24 protein-coding genes are annotated in these 22862 nt (G+C 70.7%); 18 read left to right on the top strand and 6 right to left on the bottom strand.

Features of this window, described 5'->3' with window-relative positions; translation table 11 throughout:
• The first annotated feature begins 200 nt into the window (after positions 1-200).
• Both KSF81_RS14190 and mepA read left to right on the top strand, forming a co-directional pair.
• Complete coding sequence (locus KSF81_RS14190) at positions 201-764, top strand: polysaccharide biosynthesis/export family protein (protein ID WP_217379546.1); 564 nt, start codon at positions 201-203, stop codon at positions 762-764.
• Positions 761-1588: a penicillin-insensitive murein endopeptidase gene (gene mepA / locus KSF81_RS14185; protein ID WP_217381696.1), complete on the top strand. Its 828-nt coding sequence runs from the start codon at positions 761-763 to the stop codon at positions 1586-1588. The genes KSF81_RS14190 and mepA overlap by 4 nt, the downstream gene beginning before the upstream one ends.
• 6 nt (positions 1589-1594) lie before the next feature.
• Here the strand turns inward: mepA and KSF81_RS14180 are convergent, their stop codons facing one another.
• Positions 1595-2185 (bottom strand): DUF882 domain-containing protein, encoded by a 591-nt coding sequence (locus KSF81_RS14180; RefSeq protein ID WP_217379545.1) that lies wholly within the window; start codon positions 2183-2185, stop codon positions 1595-1597.
• Position 2186: 1 nt separating this feature from the next.
• A complete protein-coding gene (locus KSF81_RS14175) occupies positions 2187-3620 on the bottom strand; it encodes a murein L,D-transpeptidase (protein WP_217379544.1) in 1434 nt (477 codons plus the stop codon).
• Positions 3621-3933: 313 nt separating this feature from the next.
• On the opposite strand from KSF81_RS14175, the gene KSF81_RS14170 reads away from it, so the two are divergent.
• The gene (locus KSF81_RS14170) at positions 3934-5268 is read left to right on the top strand and encodes an aspartate aminotransferase family protein (RefSeq protein ID WP_217379543.1); all 1335 of its coding nucleotides are present in this window, start codon (positions 3934-3936) and stop codon (positions 5266-5268) included.
• Here KSF81_RS14170 and KSF81_RS14165 read toward each other — a convergent pair.
• Entirely contained in the window at positions 5265-6044 is a 780-nt protein-coding gene (locus KSF81_RS14165) for an SDR family oxidoreductase (protein WP_254453522.1), read from the bottom strand. The genes KSF81_RS14170 and KSF81_RS14165 overlap by 4 nt on opposite strands.
• Positions 6045-6160: 116 nt before the next feature.
• Here KSF81_RS14165 and KSF81_RS14160 point away from each other — a divergent pair, with 116 nt between their 5' ends.
• The 4 genes from KSF81_RS14160 to KSF81_RS14145 all read left to right on the top strand — a co-directional run bounded on the left by KSF81_RS14160 (position 6161) and on the right by KSF81_RS14145 (position 9713).
• On the top strand, positions 6161-7030 hold the full coding sequence (locus KSF81_RS14160; protein ID WP_217379542.1) for an SDR family oxidoreductase: 870 nt from the start codon (positions 6161-6163) through the stop codon (positions 7028-7030).
• 139 nt (positions 7031-7169) lie between these two features.
• Positions 7170-8150, top strand: a complete 981-nt coding sequence (locus tag KSF81_RS14155; RefSeq protein ID WP_217379541.1) for a tripartite tricarboxylate transporter substrate binding protein — start codon at positions 7170-7172, stop codon at positions 8148-8150.
• Positions 8151-8248: 98 nt separating this feature from the next.
• Positions 8249-9358, top strand: coding sequence for an LLM class flavin-dependent oxidoreductase (locus KSF81_RS14150; RefSeq protein ID WP_217379540.1), 1110 nt, complete (start codon positions 8249-8251; stop codon positions 9356-9358).
• A gap of 22 nt (positions 9359-9380) precedes the next feature.
• On the top strand, positions 9381-9713 hold the full coding sequence (locus KSF81_RS14145; protein WP_217379539.1) for a YdhR family protein: 333 nt from the start codon (positions 9381-9383) through the stop codon (positions 9711-9713).
• Positions 9714-9716: 3 nt separating this feature from the next.
• On the opposite strand, the gene KSF81_RS14140 is transcribed toward KSF81_RS14145, so the two are convergent.
• On the bottom strand, positions 9717-10982 hold the full coding sequence (locus KSF81_RS14140) for an FAD-binding oxidoreductase (protein ID WP_217379538.1): 1266 nt from the start codon (positions 10980-10982) through the stop codon (positions 9717-9719).
• A 158-nt stretch (positions 10983-11140) separates the two neighbouring features.
• Between KSF81_RS14140 and KSF81_RS14135 the strand changes: the two genes are divergently transcribed.
• From KSF81_RS14135 to KSF81_RS14110, 6 genes are all read left to right on the top strand, one after another.
• Complete coding sequence (locus tag KSF81_RS14135; protein WP_217379537.1) at positions 11141-11683, top strand: TauD/TfdA family dioxygenase; 543 nt, start codon at positions 11141-11143, stop codon at positions 11681-11683.
• Positions 11653-12021, top strand: coding sequence for a TauD/TfdA family dioxygenase (locus KSF81_RS14130; RefSeq protein ID WP_217379536.1), 369 nt, complete (start codon positions 11653-11655; stop codon positions 12019-12021). Before KSF81_RS14135 ends, KSF81_RS14130 begins: the two co-directional genes overlap by 31 nt.
• 1 nt (position 12022) lies before the next feature.
• Positions 12023-12928 carry a fumarylacetoacetate hydrolase family protein gene (locus KSF81_RS14125; RefSeq protein WP_217379535.1) on the top strand — a complete coding sequence of 302 codons (906 nt, stop codon included), beginning with the start codon at positions 12023-12025 and terminating at the stop codon, positions 12926-12928.
• A gap of 23 nt (positions 12929-12951) precedes the next feature.
• The gene (locus KSF81_RS14120; RefSeq protein ID WP_217379534.1) at positions 12952-13938 is read left to right on the top strand and encodes a tripartite tricarboxylate transporter substrate binding protein; all 987 of its coding nucleotides are present in this window, start codon (positions 12952-12954) and stop codon (positions 13936-13938) included.
• 69 nt (positions 13939-14007) lie between these two features.
• A complete protein-coding gene (locus tag KSF81_RS14115) occupies positions 14008-15120 on the top strand; it encodes an Ldh family oxidoreductase (RefSeq protein WP_217379533.1) in 1113 nt (370 codons plus the stop codon).
• A gap of 76 nt (positions 15121-15196) precedes the next feature.
• A complete protein-coding gene (locus tag KSF81_RS14110; RefSeq protein ID WP_217379532.1) occupies positions 15197-15622 on the top strand; it encodes a VOC family protein in 426 nt (141 codons plus the stop codon).
• Positions 15623-15636: 14 nt separating this feature from the next.
• On the opposite strand, the gene KSF81_RS14105 is transcribed toward KSF81_RS14110, so the two are convergent.
• The gene (locus KSF81_RS14105) at positions 15637-16041 is read right to left on the bottom strand and encodes a nuclear transport factor 2 family protein (protein WP_217379531.1); all 405 of its coding nucleotides are present in this window, start codon (positions 16039-16041) and stop codon (positions 15637-15639) included.
• A gap of 235 nt (positions 16042-16276) precedes the next feature.
• Here KSF81_RS14105 and KSF81_RS14100 point away from each other — a divergent pair, with 235 nt between their 5' ends.
• From KSF81_RS14100 to KSF81_RS14090, 3 genes are read left to right on the top strand one after another with little or no spacing between them, the layout of a single operon-like run.
• Positions 16277-17143: a tripartite tricarboxylate transporter substrate binding protein gene (locus KSF81_RS14100; protein WP_217379530.1), complete on the top strand. Its 867-nt coding sequence runs from the start codon at positions 16277-16279 to the stop codon at positions 17141-17143.
• Between the two features lie 14 nt (positions 17144-17157).
• The gene (locus tag KSF81_RS14095; protein ID WP_217379529.1) at positions 17158-18033 is read left to right on the top strand and encodes an oxaloacetate decarboxylase; all 876 of its coding nucleotides are present in this window, start codon (positions 17158-17160) and stop codon (positions 18031-18033) included.
• Positions 18033-18758, top strand: coding sequence for a haloacid dehalogenase type II (locus tag KSF81_RS14090; RefSeq protein ID WP_217379528.1), 726 nt, complete (start codon positions 18033-18035; stop codon positions 18756-18758). The genes KSF81_RS14095 and KSF81_RS14090 overlap by 1 nt, the downstream gene beginning before the upstream one ends.
• Here KSF81_RS14090 and KSF81_RS14085 read toward each other — a convergent pair.
• Complete coding sequence (locus KSF81_RS14085) at positions 18755-20122, bottom strand: replication-associated recombination protein A (protein WP_217379527.1); 1368 nt, start codon at positions 20120-20122, stop codon at positions 18755-18757. The two genes, KSF81_RS14090 and KSF81_RS14085, sit on opposite strands and share 4 nt — an antisense overlap.
• A 36-nt stretch (positions 20123-20158) precedes the next feature.
• Here KSF81_RS14085 and KSF81_RS14080 point away from each other — a divergent pair, with 36 nt between their 5' ends.
• Positions 20159-21142, top strand: a complete 984-nt coding sequence (locus KSF81_RS14080) for a tripartite tricarboxylate transporter substrate binding protein (RefSeq protein WP_217379526.1) — start codon at positions 20159-20161, stop codon at positions 21140-21142.
• A gap of 123 nt (positions 21143-21265) precedes the next feature.
• Entirely contained in the window at positions 21266-22849 is a 1584-nt protein-coding gene (locus KSF81_RS14075) for an ABC transporter substrate-binding protein (RefSeq protein WP_217379525.1), read from the top strand.
• Positions 22850-22862: the final 13 nt, after the last annotated feature.

Below are 22862 nucleotides of genomic sequence, written 5' to 3'. Positions count from 1 at the left end.
AGGTTGGATTACGCATCGCCTCCCGCACCGGTCAATGAAAGGCCGAGAGAACCGCGCCGATCCGCGCAAACATCAGCGTGATGAACCACATCTGCAAGGAAACGCGAATGCACAGCCGGGGCTTGCTCTGGCAAAGAGGTCATACGGCACTGCTCTCCGCGACGCGGCCGAAACGCGCACCTGATAGGGAATGTTCGACGATGCCAGGACGCCGACTGCTCAGCCTCATGCTGCTCACCGCACTTGCCGCCTGCGCGGTGCCCGGCGCCAACCTGCCGCCGCTGCCGGATGCGACCCGCACCGCCTATCGCCTGGGTTCCGACGATCAGATCCGCGTGACAGCATTCAATGATCCGCGACTGACCGGTGAGTTCCGCGTCTCGGATGCCGGCACCATTGCGCTGCCGCTGGTCGGCACCGTCCGCGCCGCCGGCCTCACCACCGACGAGGCGGAGCGCGCAATCGAGGCGGAGATGCGGCGGAAGAACCTGTTCCGCGACCCGAGCGTCGCCGTGCAGGTGCTCACCTACCGGCCGGTCTTCGTGCTGGGCATGGTGGAACGTGGCGGCCAGTTCCCCTACCAGCCCGGCATGACCGCGCTGACCGCGGTGGCGGTGGCCGGCGGCTTCAACTACCGCGCGATCCGCGACTATGTCTCCATCACCCGCATCGGGACTGATGGCCGGCCTGTGGAATATCGCGCGCCGCGCGAAGCGCTGGTCGAGCCTGGTGATGTGGTGACCGTCTTCGAGCGGCGCTTCTGATCCGGGCGGCTGCCCTTCTGCTGCTGCTCGCCGCCGGCCCGCTGCCGGCGGCGGCGCAACCGGCAAGGACCTGGGCCGCCGTTCCCGGCCCGGCACCGGGTCCGGCCCGCATCATCGGCGGCACCGGGCTCGGTTGCATCGGCGGCGCGCAGGCCTTGCCGCCGGATGGGCCTGGCTGGCAGGCGGTGCGGCTCTCCCGCAACCGCAACTGGGGACACCCGCTCCTCATCAGCACGCTCCGCGATTTCACGGCGCGGGCGCAGGCCCAGGGTTTCCCCCTGCTCTGGATCGGCGACATGGCGCAACCGCGCGGCGGGCCGATGCCCTTCGGGCATGCCAGCCACCAGACCGGAATCGATGCCGATATCTGGCTGGATCTCTCACCGAAGCCGAAGCTCTCCGCCGCCGCCCGGGAAAGCGTGGAGGTCGCCTCCCTGGTGCTGCCGAATGAAAGCGGCGTCGACCCGGGCCGCTGGCGGCCGCAGCACGCGGCGCTGATCCGGCTGGCGGTGGAACTGCCGGGGGTTGATCGCGTCCTCGTGAACCACGCCATCAAGCGGGAGCTTTGCCGCAGCCATGCCGGCGAAACCTGGCTACGCCGGGTGCGGCCCTGGCGCGGCCATGACCAGCACATGCATCTCAGGCTGCGCTGCCCGCCAGGCCAGGCGGAATGCCGAGACCAGCCGCCGCCACCGGCCGGCGATGGCTGCGACGCCTCGCTCGACTGGTGGCTGACGCCCGAGGCGCGCCGGCCGCCGCCCCGCCCGCCGGGACCGCCGCCATCCTTGCCGGCGGCCTGCGCCGCGATCCTCTCCGCGCGATAGGCCGGCCTACCAGCGCCGCGCCGGCCCGCAATCCAGGTGCACGAAGCCATCGCGCCGGTAGAGCCCGACGCCGCCGATCTGCATCTCCGCCGCCAGCCGCGCCATACCCATGGAATCCCGCCCGGGCAGCCGCACATCCGCCGCCATGCCCGACATGTGCAGGCTGACGCGGGAGACGCGGCGGGAGGTCTGGGCCCGCGCCGCATTGGTCTCCGGCGCCCGGTAGCCGCTGATGACCTGGAAGGATTCGCTGGCGTCGAGCCGCTGCGCCACGCTGTGCAGCAGGTCGAAGAGCCGCGGGTCCATGGGCGTCGCCTCCTCCATGGAGGGATCGCGGAACAGCCAGTCGAGCTGGCGCAGCGCCTCCCGGTCGTAGCGGCCTTCGTTCCAGTAGGTGCCGTTAAAGCTCTCGCCGGTCTGCACCCGCTGGATGAAGAGCCGACGGGCGGCGCCGCCATTGGCCTGGGCCAGGGCGGCGGGCGAGGCCGCCAGGCAGGCGAGGCCGCCGGCCGCCAGGCCCAGCGCCGCCCGGATCACCTCCCGCCGTCCCGATGTCGCGCCATCGCAGCAGGGGCAGACCAGCCGTGCCCGCCGCATCTCAGCGGCCCCCGGCCGCGAGCTGGGCACGCGGGGCCTCGGCGGCGACCCGGTTGCGCGGCGCGTCAAGCGCCCGCGCATAGGCCTCGTCCAGCCCATAGATATCGGGCCGGATGCGGAGCTGCCCGTCCTCGACCGTCACGGTTGTATAGTGCAGCCGCACCGGAATGGATCGGGCGACGCTCATGCTGCTGGTGGCGCGGCTTTCGAGGACGCGCGAAACCCGGGGCCGGTCCCAGCCACCCACACCCTCCAATGCGATGTCCAGCAGCTCCATCGGCTTCTCCAGGCGGATGCACCCGGAGGAGAAGGCGCGGTCGGGGCGGCGGAACAAATGCCGGTCGGGCGTGTCGTGCATGAATATGTCCTCGGAATTCGGAATGATGAATTTGATCCGGCCGAGCGCATTCGCCTCGCCGGCGTCCTGGCGGATAAGGTAGGGAAAGCGCTCCGGGTTCACGCCGCGCCAGTCGATCGTAGTGGGGTCGATCTCCACCCGCTGTCCCTCCGCGAAGCCATAGACGCGGAAGCCCTTCTCCATCATGGCGCGCGGGTCTCGTCGGAAGCGGGGCAGCAGGTCCTCCCGGGCATTGCGTTCGGGCACGCCCCAGGGCGGGTTGAATTGCACCGCGGCCAGCCGCACGCGCAGCGTCGGCGTGGGCCGCGCCGGCTTGCCGACGATCACCGCCATCTCCAGCAGCGCCCGGCCACGGTCGGCCACGACCAGCCGCTGATGCGGGATGTTCACCTCGATATGCCGCTCGGCCGGCGGCGGCGCGGCGGCGCGGCGCATGTCGAGCGCGACCCGCAATTGCCGCACCAGGGCCTCGGCCGGCCGGTTCAGGGCGGCAAGGGTCAGGCGGCCGACGCGGCCATCCGCCTCCAGCCCTTCCTCCGCCTGGAAGCGGCGGAGCACCGCGACCAGCGTTTCGTCATAGACATCGCCAACGCCAGGGGCGGCCGCCAGGATGCGGTCGGTCGCCGCGAGCCGGGCGCGCAACGCCGGCACCCGGACCGGATCGGCCATGCCGGGCTCCAGCGTCTCCGCCCCGCTGCCCGGCACGGTCGGGAAACCGCCGGCCGCCACCCGGGCGCGGGCCGCCGCCAGCGCCGATTTCAGCGCCGCGGCGCCAGCCGGAAGCAGGGCCGCCCGGTCCAGCACGGTGGCGGGGTCCGGGGCGGTGGAAAGCTCGGCCAGCCAGGGGCCGAGGGGAATCGCGGCAGTGTCGCGGCGGAGATCGGCCCGCCCGGGCAGGTCCCGCACCCGGCCATGCAGCAGGTCGGTCAGGGCCAGCACCGCGGCGCGCAGGGTCGCAGCCTGGAATGCGGCGGGGTCGGCCTCCGCCAGGGCGGCGGGCGGGATCGCATAGGCGCGGGGATCGAGCCCATCCTCCCCCAGTCGCCGCAGCCTTTCGGCCAGGCGCTGCGCTGCCATGGCGGGCGCGGCCCGTGTCGCGGCCGGAGCCTCCCTTTGGGCTTCCCTTTGGGGTTCCCCTTGGACGAGGTTCGGCGGAGTGGCGCCAGCGTGGCCCGGCAGGGCGGCGAGGGCACCAAGGAGGGTCAGGGAAAGGATCGGGCGCACGGTCCGGTGATACAGCCCCTCCCGGGATGCCGCCAAGGATTTGTGCCGAAGCCGGTCCCGATTTCGGCGGGATTCGCGGCGAGCCGGGCCTCCCTGCCCGGAGATGCAGTTGACGCGGCCGGCCGGCGCGCGCGAGCCTCGCCGCAACCATCCGGGAGGTTGCGCCATGAGCCTGCTTGAAGCCACGGAGTCCCCACCGCGCAACAGCGATCTCGACACCGCCCTGGCGGAAGCGCGGGAGGCCTATGCCGCGCGCCGGCCACGCAGCGCCGCCATCCATGCCAGGGCGCGGGAGGTGATGCCGGGCGGCAATACCCGCAGCGTGCTGTTCTACACCCCCTTCCCTACCGCCATGCTGCGCGGCGAGGGCTGCTCCCTCTGGGATGCGGATGGCAACCGCTATCTCGACCTGCTCGGCGAATATACCGCCGGCCTCTTCGGCCATTCCGAGCGGCGCATCCTGGACGCCGTGCAGGCGGCGATGGCGCATGGCGTCAATCTCGCCGCGGTGGGCGAGAACGAGCAGAAGCTCGCCGCGCTGCTCTGCGGCCGCTTTCCCTCGATCGAGCTGGTGCGCTTTACCAATAGCGGCACCGAGGCCAATCTCATGGCCCTGGCCGCGGCGCGCGGCTTCACCGGCCGCACCACGACGATGGTGATGCGCGGCGGCTACCATGGCGGCGTGCTAACCTTCGCCAGCGAGCGCAACCCGGTGAACGTGCCGATCCCGCTGGCCTTCACCGACTACAACGACCTGGAAGCCGCGCGGCGCGACATCCTGGCGGCCGGCGACAGCCTGGCGGCGGTGCTGGTGGAACCGATGCTCGGCTCCGGCGGCTGCATCCCGGCGACGCGCGAATTCCTGATGGCGCTGCGCGAGGCGACGCAGCAGGTGGGCGCGGTGCTGATCTTCGACGAGGTGATGACCAGCCGCCATTCCGCCGGCGGCTTGCAGGCGCGGCTCGGGATCACGCCGGACCTCACGACCCTGGGCAAATACATGGCCGGCGGCATGAGCTTCGGCGCCTTCGGCGGGCGGCGCGAGGTAATGGAGGTCTTCGACGGCCACCGCCCCGGCACCCTGGCGCATGCCGGCACCTTCAACAACAACGTGCTCTCCATGGCGGCGGGCTGCGTCGCCATGGGGGAGATCTTCGACGGCGCGGCGGCCGAGGCGCTGTTCGACCGCGGCGAGGCGCTGCGCCTGGCGCTGAATGGCGCCTGCACGCGGGCCGGCGTGGCGATGCAGTTCACCGGCGCCGGCTCGATGGTGAACGTGCATTTCCGCGGCGGCGCCATCACCGGCCCCTATGCCGCGACGGATGCCGAGAATAAGCTGAGGGAACTGTTCTTCTTCGACATGCTGGCCGCCGGCATCTACCTCGCCCGTCGTGGCATGGCGGCCCTCAGCCTGCCGGTGACGGGGGCGGATTGCGCCCGCTACGTGGCGGCAGTGGAGGAGTTCATCAGCGCGAGGCGGCCGCTGCTTGGCGCGGCTTAGCGCCCACCCCCAACCGGCAGGCAGGCGCCGCTGACATAGGCGGCGGCGTCGGAGAGCAGCCAGAGCACCGCCTCCGCCACCTCTTCCGCGGTGCCGCCGCGGCCCATCGGCACGCCGGCGGCGCCGCGCTGCACCCGGTCCGGCATGCCGGCGGCGGCGTGGATCTCGGTGTCGATCAGGCCGGGGTTCACGGCATTCACCCGGATGCCCTCGGCCCCCACCTCCTTCGCCAGGCCGATGGTGAGCGTATCCACCGCGCCCTTGCTGGCGGCGTAATGGACCCACTCGCCGGGCCCGCCAAGCTGCGAGGCGCGCGAGGAGATGTTCACGATGACTCCGCCCTTGTGCTCCCCGGGTCCACCAAGCGCCGTGGACATCCGCCGCACCGCCTCGCGCGAACAGGCGGCCAGCCCCACCACATTGGTCCGCAGCACCTGTTCCCAGACCGCGTCGGGCGTCTCCGCCAGGCGGCCGGCGGGGCCGGTGATGCCGGCATTGTTCACCAGCGCATCCAGCCGGCCGAAGCGCGCATCCAGCGCGGCGAAGCAGCGGGCGCGCGCCCCGGCCTCCGCCACATCGGCCTGCAGCGCCAGCACCGTGGCGCCCGCTTCCCGCGCCGCCGCGGCGGTTGCCTCGGCCCGCGCCACATCGCCCCGGAAGGTGAGGCAGATGTCGTAGCCGCGCGCCGCGGCCAGCCGCACCACGGCGGCGCCGATGCCCCGGCCGCCGCCCGTCACCAGCATCACCGGCCTCGCCGCCGCATTGGCCATGTCCATCCGTCCCCGCCTGCCGCACCCAGCCTGCCCGCCCGGCGCGCTGCTGTCATCCTGCTGGCGCGCGGCGCGCCGCGGGAGCACCATTCTCCACAACAGCGAGGCGGAGGGGAGGAACCATGTTCAGGGACGATCTTTTCGCCGGCAGCCGGGTGCTGGTCACCGGCGGCGGCACCGGCCTCGGCCGGATGATGGCGGAACGGCTGCTCGGCCTCGGCGCCGCGGTGGAGATTTGGGGTCGGCGGGGGCCGGTGGTGGAGGAAACCGCGGCCGCCATGAACGCGGCGCATCCCGGCATGGCCAGCGGGCGTGCCGTGGATATCAAGGATGCAGCGGCGGTGGAGGCGGCCATCGGCGCCGCCTGGGACGAAGGGAAGCCCTTCACCCATCTCATCAACAACGCCGCCGGCAATTTCGTGAGCCGCACGGAGGATCTGTCGCCCCGCGCCTTCCGTGCCATCGCCGATATCGTCTTCCACGGCACCTTCCACGTGACCCAGGCAATGGGCAAGCAATGGATCAAATCCGGCAGCGGCGGCGCGGTGGTCTCCATCGTCGTCACCTGGGTCCGCACCGGCAGCCCCTTCGTGGTGCCCTCCGCCATGTCGAAGGCGGGGATCGATGCCATGACCAAGTCGCTGGCGGTGGAATGGGGCCGCTATGGCATCCGGCTCAACGCCATCGCCCCCGGCACCATCCCGACCGAGGGGATGTATGCGCGGCTGCGGCCAGGCGATACCGATCCCACGGCCAAGGCTGCCGCCGCCAATCCGCTCGGCCGCGTCGGCAATGCCGAGGATATCGGCAACCTGGCCGCCTTCCTGCTGGCGCCGGGCTGGGTGAATGGCGAGACCATCGCACTGGATGGCGGCGGCTGGATGGCCTCGGCGAATTTCCGCGACCTCTTCGCCTGGGGCGATGCCGAATGGCAGGAGGCGCGCGACGCCATCCGCGCCCGCAACAAGGCGGACCAGGCGCAGCGCGGCTGAGCCGCCCGATCGTCTGGAGGCGACGCCGGAGGACGTGAATCGGCCGGCAGGACAATGAGCGCGCATGGACACAGCGGCGCACCGGGCGTTACTCCTGGCCCGAAGCGCGCCATGCGCCAAAAACCGGGGAAACGCCAATATGACCATGACCCGCCGCAGCATCCTCGGCGCCGCCGGCGCGCTTGCCGTAGCTGCGCCGGCGCTGGCCCAGACCGCCTGGCCCGCGGCGCGGCCGATCCGCCTGGTGGTGGGCTTCCCGCCTGGCGGCTCCGGCGATTTCCTCGCGCGCGCCCTGGGCGAGCCGCTGGGGCGGGAACTCGGCCAGACGGTGGTGATCGACAACCGGCCGGGCGCGGGATCGAACATCGCCAGCGAGAATGTCGCGCGCTCGGAGCCGGATGGCTACACGGTGCTGCTGGGCGGTAATTTCAGTCATGCGGTGAACCCGGCCATGTATCGCCGCATCCCCTTCGACCCGATCGCCGACTTCACCCCTATCACCCGGCTCACCGACCTGCCGACCATCATCGCCGTCGCGCCGCAATCGGGCATCACCAGCCTGGCGCAGTTGCTGGCGCGCATCCGAGCGGAGCCGGGGCGCTGGAACTACGCCACCCCCGGCAATGGCACCCCCTCGCATCTCGCCGGCGCCATGCTGGCGAAGGTGGCGGGGCTGGAGCTGACGCATGTTCCCTTCCGCGGCGGCGCGCCCTCGCTGCAAGCCGTGCTGGCGGGAGATGTGCAGATCATCATCGGCACGCCGCCGGTGGTGTTGCCGCAGTCGCGCGCCGGGCGGCTCACGGCGCTGTCGCTGACCACGCGGCTGCCCTCGCCCGTCATCCCGGAGGTGCCAGGAGCAGAGGCGGCGGGGCTGCCGGAGCTGGATATCGGCGGCTGGTGGGGGCTCTGGGGGCCAGCCAGGCTGCCGGCACCGATCCGGGCGCGGCTCATGGAGGCAATGCTGCGAGTGATGGCGCAGCCCGCCCTTCAGGAAAAACTGGCGACCGAGGGGCTGCAAGTCACGACCTCCGCCTCGCCCGAGGAATTCGAAGCCTTCATCCGCCGCGAGATTCCCTTCTGGGCGGAAGTGGTGCGGCAGGCCGGAGCGGTGATCGATTGACGCTGGCGTGATCTCCCTCCCGCGAGGCTTGCGCCGGACCCGCAACCGGCGCGAGCATGGCAGCAAGCGCGGCAGAAGCCCGCGCATCGGAGGACGCCATGGAATTCGGCTATTTCGCCATGCCCTCGCACCCGCCGGAGCGCGGCCTCAAAGCCGGGCATGACTGGGATCTCCAGGTCCTGCGCTGGCTCGATGAGCTTGGTTACACGGAAGCCTGGATCGGCGAGCACCACACCGCGCCCTGGGAGCCGCACCCTTCGCCCGACCTGCTGATCGCCCAGGCGCTGCTGCAGACCAGCCGCATCCGGCTTGGCCCCGGCGGCTTCCTGCTGCCCTACCACCACCCGGCGGAGCTGGCGAACCGGGTGGCGATGCTGGACCACCTCTCCGGCGGGCGGCTGAATTTCGGCGTCGCGGCGAGCGGGCTGCCGAGCGACTGGGCGATGTTCAATGTGGACGGCATGTCCGGCGCCAATCGCGACATGACGCGGGAGGCGCTGGAGATCATCCTCCGCCTCTGGACCGAGGACGCGCCCTTCCACCATGAGGGCAAATTCTGGAAGGTGGACAAGCCGGAGACGATGTTCGGCTTCCTCAAGCCGCACATCAAGCCCGTGCAGGCGCCGCATCCGCCGATCGGCGTCGCCGGGCTTTCGAAGAATTCCGACACGCTGAAACTGGCGGGCGAGCGCGGCTTCCTGCCGATGAGCCTGAACCTCAACCCGGGCTATGTCACCAGCCATTGGGACAGCGTGGAGGCCGGCGCCCGCCGCACCGGCCGCACGCCGAGCCGCCGCGACTGGCGCCTGGTGCGCGAGGTCTTCGTGGCCGATACGGATGAGGAAGCCTGGCGGCTTTCCGTCGGCTCCATGATGGGCCGGATGATGGGCGAGTATTTCCTGCCGCTGCTGGCGAATTTCGGCTTCAAGGACTACCTGAAGCACAGCCCGGAGGTGCCGGACAGCGACGTGACGGTGGAATACTGCGCGCGGCACAATTGGCTGATCGGCTCCCCCACAACGGTGGCCGAGAAGCTGGAGCGCATCTACAACGAGGTCGGCGGCTTCGGCCAGCTTCTGGTCTTCGGCTTTGACTATGCCGAGAACCCCGGCGCCTGGCACAACTCGCTGCGCCTGTTACAGCAGGAGGTCCTGCCGCGAATCCGGCACCTGACGCCCGCCGACCCCGCGGCGCTGGCGGCGCAATAGCGAGATTGAGGGAGAGACCCCGATGGTGATCGTGCAGATCAACTACCGCCGCCCGGAGATGCCCAAGGCGGAATGGGAAGCGCGCTACACGGATGCCCGCGCCGCGCAATTCCTGGAGGTCCCCGGCCTGCTCTGGAAGATCTGGCTCGATGGCGCGGAGGAACGCCGCGCCGGCGGTATCTACCTGTTCGAAAGCCGCGCGGCGGCGGAAGCCTACGCCAATGGCCCCATCGCCGCGCGGATGCGCGCCAACCCGGATATCAGCGAACTCGACATCCGGATCTTCGATGTGCGGGAGCGCATGAGCGAGATCACCCGCGCGCCGCTGCCGCATCTCCGCGCCGCGGCCGAATAGCGCTCAGCCGAAGCGCTCCACCGCGAAAGGCGCCAGGTCGAGGTTGGGCTGCGGCCCCAGCATCGCACGCGCCAGCACCGCCCCGGTGGGGGCGGAGCCGGTGAGGCCGAGATGCCCGTGGCCGAAGGCGCACCACAGCCCGGGCCAGCGCGCCACCGGGCCGATCACCGGCAGGCTGTCCGGCAGGCAGGGGCGATGGCCCATCCAGAAACCCTCGGCGCCCCCGGTCCGCGCCTGGGGGAAGGCGCGGCGGAGATCCTCCAGCAGCAATTCGGCGCGCCGCGGCGTCGGCGGCGCCTCCAACCCGCCGAATTCCACCGTGCCGGCGATGCGCAAGCCGCCCTCCATGGGCGAGATGAAAGCCTTGCGATCGGCCGGCACCACCGGGCGTTGCAGGCTGATTCCGGCATCCGGCAGCATCACGTGGTAGCCGCGCTGCGTCTCCAGCGGCACCTGGATGCCGAGCGGTTGCAGCAGCCGCGCCGACCAGGCGCCGGCCGCCAGCACCACCTGGTCCGCAGGGAGCACGCCCGAGGCGGTGGCAACGCCGGTCACACGCCCGGCCTCGGTGGTGAGCGCCCGCACCGCCTCCTGCCGGATCGTGCCGCCCAGCCGCTCCACCCCGCGCGCCACCACCTGCGCCAGCCGCAGCGGGTTCACGCAACTGCCCTGTTCCGGGACGAAGAGGCCGAGCTGATAGTCGCCCTGCATATCCGGCTCCAGCGCCCGGATCGCCTCGGCGCCTTCCAGGAATTCCAGCCGCATGCCGTGTTGCTGGCGCAGCGCCCAACCACCCGCATCCTTCGCGTAATGCGCGCGGTCGCGATAGAGGTAGAGTTGCCCGGTCTCGCGGATGAGGTCGAGCGCGCCTTCCTCGGCCAGGATCTCCCGGTGCCGCTCCATGGCGCCAAACAGCAGGCCGGACAGCGCCTCGGCGATGGCGGCGACGCGGGCCGGCCGGGCGCTGGCCACGAAGCGCAACAGCCAGGGGGCGGCGCGCGGCCAGTACCGCGCCGGCACATGCAGCGCGCCATCGCGGTCCAGCAGCATCCCCGGCACCTGGCGCAGCACGCCGGGCATGGCCAGGGGCGCGACCGAGCCGGCGCTGATCGCCCCGGCATTGCCAGCGGAGGCGCCGCTGCCTGGCGCCTCGCCATCCAGCACCGTGACCTGTGCGCCGCCCCGCGCCAGGTGCCAGGCCACGCAGAGCCCGACAATGCCGGCGCCCGCCACGATGATGCCTGGCCGGCCCTCCACCTGGCCGCTCATGCCGCTGGTGTTCCGGCCAGTCGCCGCTGCCTGATTTCGCCCCTGATTCCCATGCTGCCCTCCCCTGTCCCGCCGATGCTTCCCCGCCGACCGCATTGACGCAAGCCGCCGCTTGGCGGAGTTTCCGGCAGGCGGGGCCTGGACGGGAGGAAGACGCCATGCGCATCACGCCGAACAATGCCGGGCTTGGCGCGCGGGTCGAGGGGATCAATCTTGCCCGGCCGCTGTCGCAGCCGGATTTCCGCACCATCCTGCGGGCGCTCGGGCAGTATGGCGTGCTGTGCTTCCCCGGCCAGGACCTGGATGCGCCGCAGCTTGCCGCCTATGGCAGCCGCTTCGGCGACCTGGAGGTGAATGTCGCCAACCTCTTCCATGCCCCCGGACACCCGGAGGTGATGATCCTCTCGAACCGGAAGGATGCGGAGGGGAAGCCGCTCGGCCTGCATGATGCGGGCCAGGGCTGGCACACCGACATGTCCTATTCGCGGGAAATTGCCCTGGCCAATGCGCTGCACGCGAAAGAGGTGCCGATGCGCGACGGCAGGCCGCTCGGCGATACCCAGTTCCGCAACATGCACGCCGCCTGTGACGACCTGCCGGCCGAGGTGGTGCAGCGGCTGGAGGGCCGCGTGGCGATCCATGACTTCGAGAAATCTGGGATGTCATGCGCATGCGCCCCGGCAGCATCCGCGGCCCGCTGACCCCGGAGCAGCGCGCCAAGAAGCCGCCGGTGCCGCAGCCGATCTTCCGCACCCATCCGATCACCGGCCGCCGCGTGCTCTATTGCAATCCTGGCTACGCCATGCGGATCGAGGGGCTGGAGCCGGCGGAGTCGGATGCCATGCTGGAATACCTGTTCCGCCACCAGGCCCAGGAAAAATACCTCTACAGCCATGGCTGGACGCCGGGGGACCTGCTGATGTGGGACAATATCGGCACAGTCCACAATGCGTTGGCGGATTACGGGCCAGGGGAGCACCGTTACATACTGCGGGTGCAGGTGATGGCGACACTCGACTACGCCGCGCTGGCCGCCTGAGATGAAGCTTGCCACGTTCCACGCCGAGGACGCGGACCAGATCGGCGCCGTGCTGGGCGATTCGATGGTGCCGCTGCGCCCGGCCCTGGCCGCCGCGCAGCGCGCCGCGGGCGAGGCCGAGGCCCCCGCCATTCCCGCCGACATGGTCGCGCTTCTGGCGGCGGGCGATGCCGCGCTGGTGGCGGCGGCCCGTGCCCTCGCCTTCGCGGCACGGCCTGAGAATGCGGCGCTGCGGCGGCCGCTGGCCTCGGTGCGGCTGCTGGCGCCGCTTCGGCCCGGCAAGATCCTCGGCGTCGGCCGCAATTATGGGGAGCATGCGAAGGAGGTCGGCGGACCGAAACCGACGGCGCCGCGCATCTTCCTGAAACCTGCCTCCTCGGTCTGCGGCCCAGGCAGCACCGTGCGCATTCCGGCCACCGTGACCAAGCCGGATTGGGAGGTCGAGCTTGCGGTGGTGATCGGCAAGCCGGCCTGGCAGGTGGCGGAGGGCACGGCGCTCGACCATGTCGCGGGCTATGCCGTACTGAACGATATCAGCGCACGCGAATTCCAGTTCGACCAGCCGCTGCCCATGACCAGCTTCGCCAAGAGTATGGACGGGTTCTGCCCGCTCGGCCCCTTCCTGGTCACCGCGGATGAGGTGGGGGAGCCCTGGCGGCTTGACCTCCGCTGCTGGTTGAATGGGGAACTGGTGCAGCAGGGCAATACGCAGGACCTGATCTTCAGCGTCGCCGCGCTCATCAGCCATCTCAGCCGCTACCTGGAATTGCAGCCGGGCGATGTGATCGCCACCGGCACGCCCGCCGGATGCGGCCATTTCCGCGACCCGCCGCGCTACCTGCAATCCGGTGACCAGCTCCGGCTGGAGGTGGAGCGGGTCGGCGTGCTGGAACATTCGATCGGCTGAAATGCGAGGCGGGGAGGAAGGCAATGAACAGGATCGCAGGGCTGGGGGTAGCGCTGCTCGCCCTTGCCGGCGTGGCCCAGGCGCAGCCGCGCGCGCCGGGCACGGACTACCCGAACCGGCCGGTGCGGGTGGTGGTGGCGCTGGCGCCAGGCGGCAACGCGGACCTCAATGCGCGGCTGGTGGCAGGCGCGCTCTCCAGCCAGCTTGGCCAGCAATTCGTGGTGGAGAACCGGCCGAGCGGCGGCGGCACCGTGGCCTTCGAGACCGTGGCGCAGACCGCGCCGGATGGCTACACGCTGCTGGTCGGCGCGCTCGGCTCGCATACGCTGAATGTAGGGCTCTATGGCGAGCGGCTGCGGGTGCATCCGCTGACCGGCGTGGACCACATCACCATCAGCAGCCATTCGGCGATCGCGCTGGCGGTGCATCCCTCGCTGAATGTCCACACCCTGGCGGAGTTCCGCGAGCTGCTGCTGCGCAACCCCGGCAAATACGATTACGGCTCCTCCGGCAATGGCACCACCGGGCATATCGCCGGCGCCATGCTGGTGCAGTTGCTCGGCGTGCAGGCGCAGCATGTGCCCTATCGCGGCTCGGCGGCGGCCTTCGCCGACCTTTCCGCCGGGCGCACCGCCTTCCAGGCCGATACCATCTCCTTCCTGAGCGAGCATTTCCGCGCCGGCACGGTGCGCGGCCTGATCATCGCCACGCCGGAACGCTCGCCCATGGCGCCGGATGTGCCGACCAGCGCCGAGGCTGGGCTGCCCGCCTACCAGGCCACCACCTGGACGCCCTGGTCCGCCACGCTTGGCACGCCGCTGCCGATCCGGCAGTTCCTTTATGAGCAGATCGCCGAAGCCCTGAAGACGCCGGCGGTGCACGACCGGCTGATCCAGCTCGGCAATACCATCCCGGAAGGCATGACGCCGGAGCGCACCCGCGCCTTCATTGCATCCGAGATCGAGAAATGGGTGCCCATCGTACGCGCCACGGGCGCGCGCGTGGACTGAACCCTGCGCGCCGCAGGCGCATGCGGGGACTGGGATGTTGCGGATGACTGGAGCAAGAGTGGACTGATCATGGCGAATATCACACAGGGCGCGCTTGTTGCCGCCGACAGCATCCGCGCCCAGATCCTGGCCATCCTGCGCGCCTGGGGCATGCCGGAGGACACCGCCGCCACCACCGCGCAGATCATGGTGGAAACCGATCTGCTCGGCGTCGATTCCCACGGCGTCTCGATGCTGATGTCCTATGAGGAAATGATCGGCAAGGGCCAGATCGAGGTGGCCGCGCGGCCGCGTGTGGTGCGGGACAGCGGCCCCACCGCGCTGCTGGATGGTGGCGCCGGGCTTGGCCACCCCGTCTCCGTCCAGGGTATGGAAATGGCCGTGGAGAAGGCGTTGCAGTACGGCGTCGGCGTGGTGGGCGTGGTGAACAGCCACCATTTCGGCGCGGCCGGCGCCTATGCGCGCATCGCCTCCGAGCGCGGCGTGATCGGCATGGTGACCAGTTCCACCCGCGGCGTGCTGATGCTGCCGACGCGCGGCTCGGTGCCCGTGCTCGGCACCAACCCGATCGCCTTTGCCGCACCGGCGCAGCGCAACAAGCCCTTCGTGCTGGACATGGCGACCACCACCGTCGCCGGCAACAAGGTGAAGGTCTATCACCTGAACGACAAGGAGATGCCGGCCGGCTGGATGATGGATGACAAGGGCCAAACCTTCACCGATCCGCATCTCGGCATGGACACCATGGCGAAGCGCAAGCCCGGCGGGATAACGCCGCTCGGCGGCACGCCTGACATGGGCAGCCACAAGGGCTATGGGCTGGCGATGCTGGCGCATATCCTGGGCGGCACCCTGGTCGGCGCCAGCTTCTCGCCGATCCGCAACCGCAGCCAGAAGCCGGATGAGCCGAACAATATCGGGCATTACTTCATGGCGCTGGACCCGAAGGCCTTCCGCGAGGAAGGCGCCTTCGAGGCCGATCTCGACGACGCCATCGATGTGCTGCACGCGACCCCGCGCGCCAATCCGGATGAACCGGTGCTGGTCGCCGGCGAGCCGGAGGAGGCGATGCGCGAGGCGAGGCTGCGGGACGGCGTGCCGATCCCGACGATGCTCGACCGCCATATCCGCGACCTCGCCGAACGCTGCGGCGCGCCCTACCTGCTGCGCCCGAATGCCTGAGTCGTCCGATGGCCGGAGGGCGCTTGCGCCCGGAGGGCTGAATCAGCCGGCGCTAGATCCAAGCCCAAGGGCTGTGATGGAGCAGCGGGTCAGCCTCATCACGCTTGGTGTTGCCGATCTCGACCGCAGCCGGACCTTCTATGAGCGGCTCGGCTGGCGGCGGTCGATGCCGCAGGCCGAGGGCGTGGTCTTCTTCCAGGCCGGCGGCATGGTCGTGGCGCTGTTCCCGCGGGCCGATCTGGCACGGAGCGCCGGCCTCGCACCGGAAGGCCAGGGATTCGGCGGGATCATGCTCGCCCACAACACGCGCAGCCGCGAGGCCGTTGACACGGTGCTGGCCGAGGCGGTGACGGCCGGTGCCACCTTGCTGCAGCCGGGGCAGGTTGCGGCCTGGGGCGGGTACTGCGGCTATTTCGCCGATCCCGATGGGCATCCCTGGGAGGTCGCCTGGAACCCGGACTTCCCTATCGCCGAGGACGGCGGCATCCGGGTTCCAGACTGACAGGGGTAGCGGGGTCAGCCCTCGCGGTGGTCCGCGCGATAGACCTTGCTGACGATCCGCCACCCCTCGCCGGTGCGGTTCAGCACGAGGTAGTCGGTGAAGTAGCGCGGCGGGATCTGGCAGGCGACCTTCACGAAAGCGGTCTCCGGCCCGCTGATATCGAGCATCAGGATGCGGTCATCGCGCCTGAGGCCCCTGGAGGCCGCCGAAGGCCGGTTCCGCACCATCTCGAACCAGGCTTCGCGCGGCACATCCGCCACGCCACCGTCCTTTTCGGAATAGAGATGGCTGACGGGGTGGAAGGCGGCGGCGAGCTTCTCGACATTGCCTTCATGGAGGCCGTCGAAATAGGTCTGGATCACCGCTTCGATCTCGGCCACCGCGCTGGCGGTGCTGGGCTTGCCGCTGGCATCGGGCATGGGACTCTCCTCCTCTCCTGGGGTTCCGGGCATCCTGGCACGGATCGGGCAGGTGGCGCATCCGCCCCCTTTCGGGCCGGCGGGCAGCGGCCGATACTCCGGCGCAATTCACGGAAGGGATGATCCATGCACCTTGGTCGCCGCCTCCTGCTGGCCATGTCCGCGGCCGCCATTGCCGGCCCGAGCCGCGCCCAGACGCTGGCGCCCCCCCTGGCCGACGCGCCCGGTCCGCATCATGGTCCCCTACCCCGCCGGCGGTGGCACCGACATCCTGGCCCGCGCGGTGGTGGAGGCGGTGCGCCCCTCGCTCGACCAGCCAATCGTGGTGGAGAACCGGCCGGGCGCGCAGGGCGCCATCGGCTCCGAACAGGTGGCGCGGGCCGAGCCGGACGGGCACACCCTGCTGGTCGTGACCTCCACCCACAATCTCAACAAATACCAGTTGCAGCAGATCTCCTACGACCCGCTGCGCGACTTCACGCCCGTTGCGGTGATGTCACGGCAGATCCTGGTGCTGGTCGCCGGCACCACCCAACCCTTCCATGACGTGCCCGGCCTGGTGGCGCATGCCCGCGCCAATCCGGGCGCGGTCGGCTTCGGCGCGACCGAGGCCGTTACCGCCTGGGCCGGCCATGAGTTCAACCGCCGCGCCGGCGTGCGGACGGAGGAGGTGCAGTATCGCGGCGGCGGGCTGCTGATGAACGACATCGTCGCCGGCCACCTGCCGATCGGCTGGACCAGCACCGCCAGCGCCATCCCGCATCTGCAGACCGGGCGGGTGCGCATCCTGGCGGTCTCCACCTCGCAGCGCACGCCGCTGCTGCCGGATGTGCCGACGGTGCAGGAAGGCGGCGTCGCGGGCTATGATGTCTCCGGTTGGGTCGCCATGCTCGGCCCCGCCGGGCTGCCGCCGGCGCTGGCGGGGCGCATCCATGCGGTGCTCGCCGCCGCCTATGCCGAGCCGGCGCTGCGGCAGCGCTTCCAGACCCTGGGGCTGGAGCCCGACCTGCGCGACCCCGCCGCCAGCGCCGAATTCCTGAAAGCCGACGATGCCCGCTGGGCCGCCGCCGCGGCGGCCGGGCAGATCGTCAAGGCGCAATAGAGAAGGAACCCGCCATGGCCGACCCCTCCCTCCGCCGCGCGCTCGCCGAGCGGCGTTTCATCGTCGCCCCCGGCATCTTCGACATGATCAGCGCCAAGGTGGCGGATGGCATGGGCTTCACCGCCCTCTACGTCACCGGCTTCGGCACCGTGGCGAGCCATCTCGGCGTGCCGGATGCCGGCATCGCCACCTATACCGACATGGTCGGCCGGGTCGGGCGCTTCGCCCGGGGCTGCCGCACGCCGGTGATCGCCGATGCCGATACCGGCTATGGCGGGCTGCTGAACGTGCGCCACACCGTCATGGGCTATGAGGCGGCGGGGGTCTCGGGCATCCAGCTCGAAGACCAGGAGATGCCGAAGAAATGCGGCCATACCCCCGGCCGTCGCGTCATCCCGGCCGAGGAGATGGTGCTGAAGATCCGCGTCGCTGCCGAGGCGCGGCGCGACCCGGACTTCCTCATCGTCGCCCGCACCGATGCCCGCACCACCCTCGGGTTGGAGGAGGCGATCCGCCGCGGCCGGATGTATGGGGAGGCCGGCGCCGATATCGTCTTCATCGAGAGCCCGGAATCCGAGGCCGAGATGGCGGAGATCGGCCGCTCCATCGGCAAGCCCCTGCTGGCCAACAACGTGGAGGGCGGCCGCACGCCGATCCTGCCGGCGAAGCGCCTGGAGGAACTCGGCTATGCGATCGCGATCTATCCCGCGGTCGGCTTCCTCGCCGCCGCTGCCGCGCTGGAACGTGCCTTCGCGCATCTGAAGCAGCATGGCGACAGCAATGGCCTGCCCGCCGCGGAAAGCTATGGCTTCGGCCGTATCTGCGAGTTGATGGGATTCCCCGAGGTCTGGGAATTCGAGAAGCAATGGGCCCAAGGGGAGAAAGGCTGATGGCATCCTTCGATGCGGTGCGCGCACTGGTCTTCGACGTCTTCGGCACGGTGGTGGACTGGCGCGAGGGCATCGCCCGCGACGCCGCCCCCTTCCTCGCCCGTCATGGCCGCGGCGAGATCGACCCGCGCGGCTTCGCCGATGCCTGGCGGAAACGCTACCAGCCGGCGATGGAGGAATGCCGCACCGGCCGCCGCGGCTTCACCCGCCTCGACGTGCTGCACCGGGAGAATCTGGAACTCATCCTCCGCGACCACGGCATGGACCCGGCCGCGATCGGCGAGGCGGAACTGGAGGCGCTGAACCGCGCCTGGCACCGGCTCGATCCCTGGCCGGAGGCGGTGGCGGGGCTGACGCGCCTCAAGCGCCGTTTCATCATCGCGCCGCTGTCCAATGGCAATATCGCGCTGATGCTGAACATGGCGAAGCGCGCCGGCATCCCCTGGGACGCCATTCTCGGCGCCGAGGTGGCGCAGGCCTACAAGCCGCAGCCGGAAGCCTATCTCCGCACCGCCGAAGTGCTCGGCATCCGCCCGGCCGAGCTCTGCCTGGTGGCGGCGCATAACGGCGACCTCCGGGCGGCCCGGTCATGCGGCCTGGCCACCGCCTTCGTCACCCGCCCGACGGAGCACGGGCCGAGCCAGGCTACCGATCTCAGGGCCGAAGATCCTTGGGATATCGTCGCGCGGGACTTCCAGGACCTGGCTGAAAAGCTCGGCTGCTAGCCCCGCCGCTTCCGCTCCCTGAGCGCCGCCCAGCGTTCCAGGCGCTCCCTGACCGCCGCCTCCGCCCCGCGATCCGTGGGGCGGTAGAACTGGCGGCGGCGCATGCCTTCGGGGAAGTAGTCCTGGCCGGAGAAACCCTCCTCGGCGTCATGGTCATAGGCGTAGTCGCGGCCATAGCCGAGGTCCCGCATCAGCCCGGTCGGTGCGTTCAGGATGTGCTTCGGCGGCATCAGGCTGCCGGTCTCCCGCGCCGCCCGCTGCGCCTCGCCCCAGGCGACATAAACGGCATTCGATTTCGGCGCGGTGCCGAGATGCACCACGAGTTGCGCCAGCGCCAGCTCCCCTTCCGGCGAGCCGAGGCGTTCATAGGTTTCCCAGGCGGCAATCGCCAGCGGCAGGGCGCGGGGGTCGGCCATGCCGACATCCTCGGCGGCGAAGCGGGTCAGGCGGCGGGCGATGTAGCGCGGGTCCTCGCCGCCGCCGAGCATCCGCGCAAACCAATAGAGCGCCGCATCCGGGTCCGAGCCGCGCAGCGATTTGTGCAGGGCGGAGATGAGGTTGTAGTGCTCCTCCCGGTCCTTGTCGTAGAGTGCCGCCCGCCGCGCCAGCAGCGCCGCCAGCCCCGGCGGGTCGAGTGCCGACTGCTCTTCCGGCAGCGCCAGCAATTGCTCCGCCAGGTTCAGCAGGTAGCGCCCATCGCCATCCGCCATGGCCCGCAGGGTGGCACGCGCCGCCTCATCGAGTGGCAGAGCGCGGCCGGCCTCCGCCTCGGCGCGCGTCAGCAGCAATTCCAGCGCGGCATCCTCGAGCCGGCGCAGCACCATCACCTGGCAGCGCGACAGCAACGCGCCGACCAGGGCGAAGGAGGGGTTTTCCGTTGTCGCGCCGATAAGCGTGACGGTGCCGTCCTCCACCACCGGCAGGAATCCGTCCTGCTGGGCACGGTTGAAACGGTGGATCTCGTCCACGAAAAGCAGCGTGCCCTGGCCTGCGCGGCGGCGCTGCCGCGCCTCATCGAAGACCCGCTTGAGGTCGGCGACCCCCGAGAACACCGCGGAAAGCGAGACGAAGACCAGCCCCGCCCGCTCCGCCAGCAGCCGCGCGATGGTGGTCTTCCCCACCCCCGGCGGCCCCCAAAGTATCAGGGAGGCAAGCCGGCCCCGTGCCAGCATGCCGCTCAGCGCGCCCTCCGGCCCCAGCAGGTGGTCCTGGCCCACCACCTCCTCCAGCGCCCGCGGGCGCAGCCGGTCGGCGAGTGGACGCGGCCCCTCCGGCACGGTGGTGGGCAGGGGTTCGGGCGGGGCCGTATTGCCGAACAGGTCGGAGGGGGCGGCGGGATCATCCCGCTGGCGACGTGAAGCCATCCTGGCACTATATCGCGGAACCGCGGGAGATGACGCATGACACGGCAACCAGGACTCTTCCGGCGGGGCCTGCTCGCCGCGCTGACCGCGCCGGCCCTGGCTAAAGCCCAAAGCCCGGCCCCCGCCTGGCCGAGCCGGCCGGTGCGGATCGTCGTGGCCTGGACGCCGGGCGGCGGCGTCGATGTGCCGGTGCGGCTGCTGCTGCCGAAGATGCAGGAAGTGCTGGGCCAGCCGGTGGTGGTCGAGAACCGTGGCGGCGCCAGCGGCTCGATCGGTGCCGCGGCGGTCGCCCAGGCGGCGCCGGATGGCTATACCGTGCTGGCCGATGCCGCGGCGCATGCCAGCAATCCCAGCCTGATGCACAGCCTGCCCTTCGACTACGCCACGGCTTTCGCGCCGGTGACGCAGATCTCGGTGCTGCCGCATCTCCTGGTGGTGCGGCCGGACCATCCGGCGCGCAGCCTGGCCGATCTGATCGCCATGGCCAAGGCGCGGCCCGGCGAACTCACCTATGCCTCCTCCGGCATCGCCGCCGGGCCGCATCTCGCCTCGGCGCTGCTGCTGCGCCAGGCGGGCGTCACGGCAACGCATGTGCCCTATCGCGGCAGCGCCGCCGCCATGGCGGATGTGCTGGCGGGCAATGTCGGCTTCACCTTCTCCACCATCCCCCAGGCCTCGCCGCTGGTGCGCGAGGGCAGGCTGCGGGCGCTGGCGGTCTCGACCGCGGCGCGGCTGCCGGCGCTGCCCGATGTGCCGACGGTGGCGGAACAGGGCTTCCCGGGCTTCGAGCTGAATGAATGGGTGGCGCTCTGGGTGCCCGCCGGCACCCCCTCCCCCATCATCGCCCGGCTGCATGAGGCGGCCGCAGCGGCACTGGCCGAGCCCGCGGTGCGCGCCCGCTATGCCGAGATCGGCATCATCCCGGTAGGCAGCAGCCCGGCCGAACTCGGCGCCTTCGAGGCGCAGCAGCGCACCCGCCTGACCGAGCTGATCCGGGCGGAGAATATCCGGCTGGAGTGAGGCGTGCGGCAGTGCGGTGCTCCCATCGCGACAACAAGGCGTTGCGGTACGGCGCCGTTCGGGGGAGCATCGGCCGGCGGAACGCCAAAGCCTGAGACAAGGCGGATACGGGAGGAGCGGAAGATGCGACGTCGTCACCTGCTGGCCGGCAGCGCGGCCCTTGCCGCGGCTCATGCGACACTGGCCCGGCCGGCCCTCGGCAACCAGGCAAAGACCCTCATCCATGTGCCGCAGGCCAACCTGACCAGCCTGGACCCGGTCTGGACCACCGCGGTCGTCACGCGCAATTCGGCGCATCTGCTCTTCGAGACTCTCTACGGGCGCGACGAGAACCTCAACCCGAAGCCGCAGATGGTCGAGGGCCATCTGGTGGAGGATGGCGGCAAGCGCTGGACCATGCGGCTCCGCGAAGGGCTGCTGTTCCACGACGGGGAGCGGGTGCTGGCGCGCGATTGCGTCGCCTCGCTCCGCCGCTGGATGGTGCGCGACCCGATCGGCCAGACCATCGCGGCGCGGCTGGATGCACTGGAAGCACCGGATGACCGCACCATCGTCTTCCGGCTGAACAAGCCCTTCGCCTCGCTGCCCTATGCCCTGGCCAAGACCCAGCCAAGCCCGGTCATCATGCCGGAGCGGCTGGCCACGACGGACCCCTACAAGCAGGTGCAGGAGATCGTCGGCAGCGGCCCCTTCCAGTGGGTGGCCAATGAATATGTGCCCGGCAGCCGCGCCGTTTATGCGAAATTCGAGCGCTACAGCCCGCGCGACGAACCCGCGAGCTATGCCGCCGGCGGCTACCGCGTGCTGGTGGACCGGGTGGAGTGGAACATCATCCCCGATGCCGCCACCGCGGCCAGCGCGCTGATCAATGGCGAGGTGGACTGGGTGGACCAGCCGCTGCCGGACCTCCTGCCGCGGCTGCGCCGGGCGCGCGGCGTCACGGTCGGGCAGATCGATCTCTTCGGCACCTTCGGCGCGCTGCGGCCGAACCAGTTGCACGGCCCGACCGCCAATCCCGGCATCCGCCGCGCCATGATGGCCGCCATCGACCAGGTGGAGGTGATGACCGCGGTGATGGGCGAGGACCGTTCGCTATGGCGCGCCCCGGTCGGCTATTTCCTGCCCGGCACGCCCTCGGCCAACGACGCTGGCATGGAGAACCTCCGCCGCCGCAGCACGGACGAGATCAAGGCGATGCTCGCCGAGGCCGGCTACAATGGCGAGCGCGTGGTCTTCATGCACCCGACCGACCAGACCTTCTACGATGCCATGGCAAGCGTCGCGACCGCGGCCTTCCGCAAGGTCGGCATCAATGTGGACGACCAGTCCATGGATTGGGGCACGGTGGTGCAGCGGCGGACCAGCATGGAGCCCCTGGAGAAGGGTGGCTGGTCCATCTTCCCGGCCGGCTACCCGGCAGCGGAATACCGCGATCCCGTCTTCGCCTCCAACCTCCGCGGCAACGGCAGGCGCGCCTGGTTCGGTTGGCCGGAGGACCCGGAGATGGAGGCGATGCGCGACCGCTGGATGGAGAGCACCGACGAAGCGGAGTTGCAACGGCTGAACCGACAGGTCCAGGCCCGCGCCTTCGAGACGGTGCCGTTCATCCCGCTCGGCCAGTACCTGCCTTCCGCCGCCTGGCGGAGCAACCTGGACGGCATCCTGAAGGGGCCGGTTCCGGTCTTCTGGAACGTGACCAAGGGCTGAAGGCGGCAGGCAC

The organism is Siccirubricoccus sp. G192 (genome assembly GCF_019084075.1).
In the GTDB taxonomy this organism is placed as follows: domain Bacteria; phylum Pseudomonadota; class Alphaproteobacteria; order Acetobacterales; family Acetobacteraceae; genus G192.
This window is presented reverse-complemented; position numbering and strand designations above follow the sequence as displayed.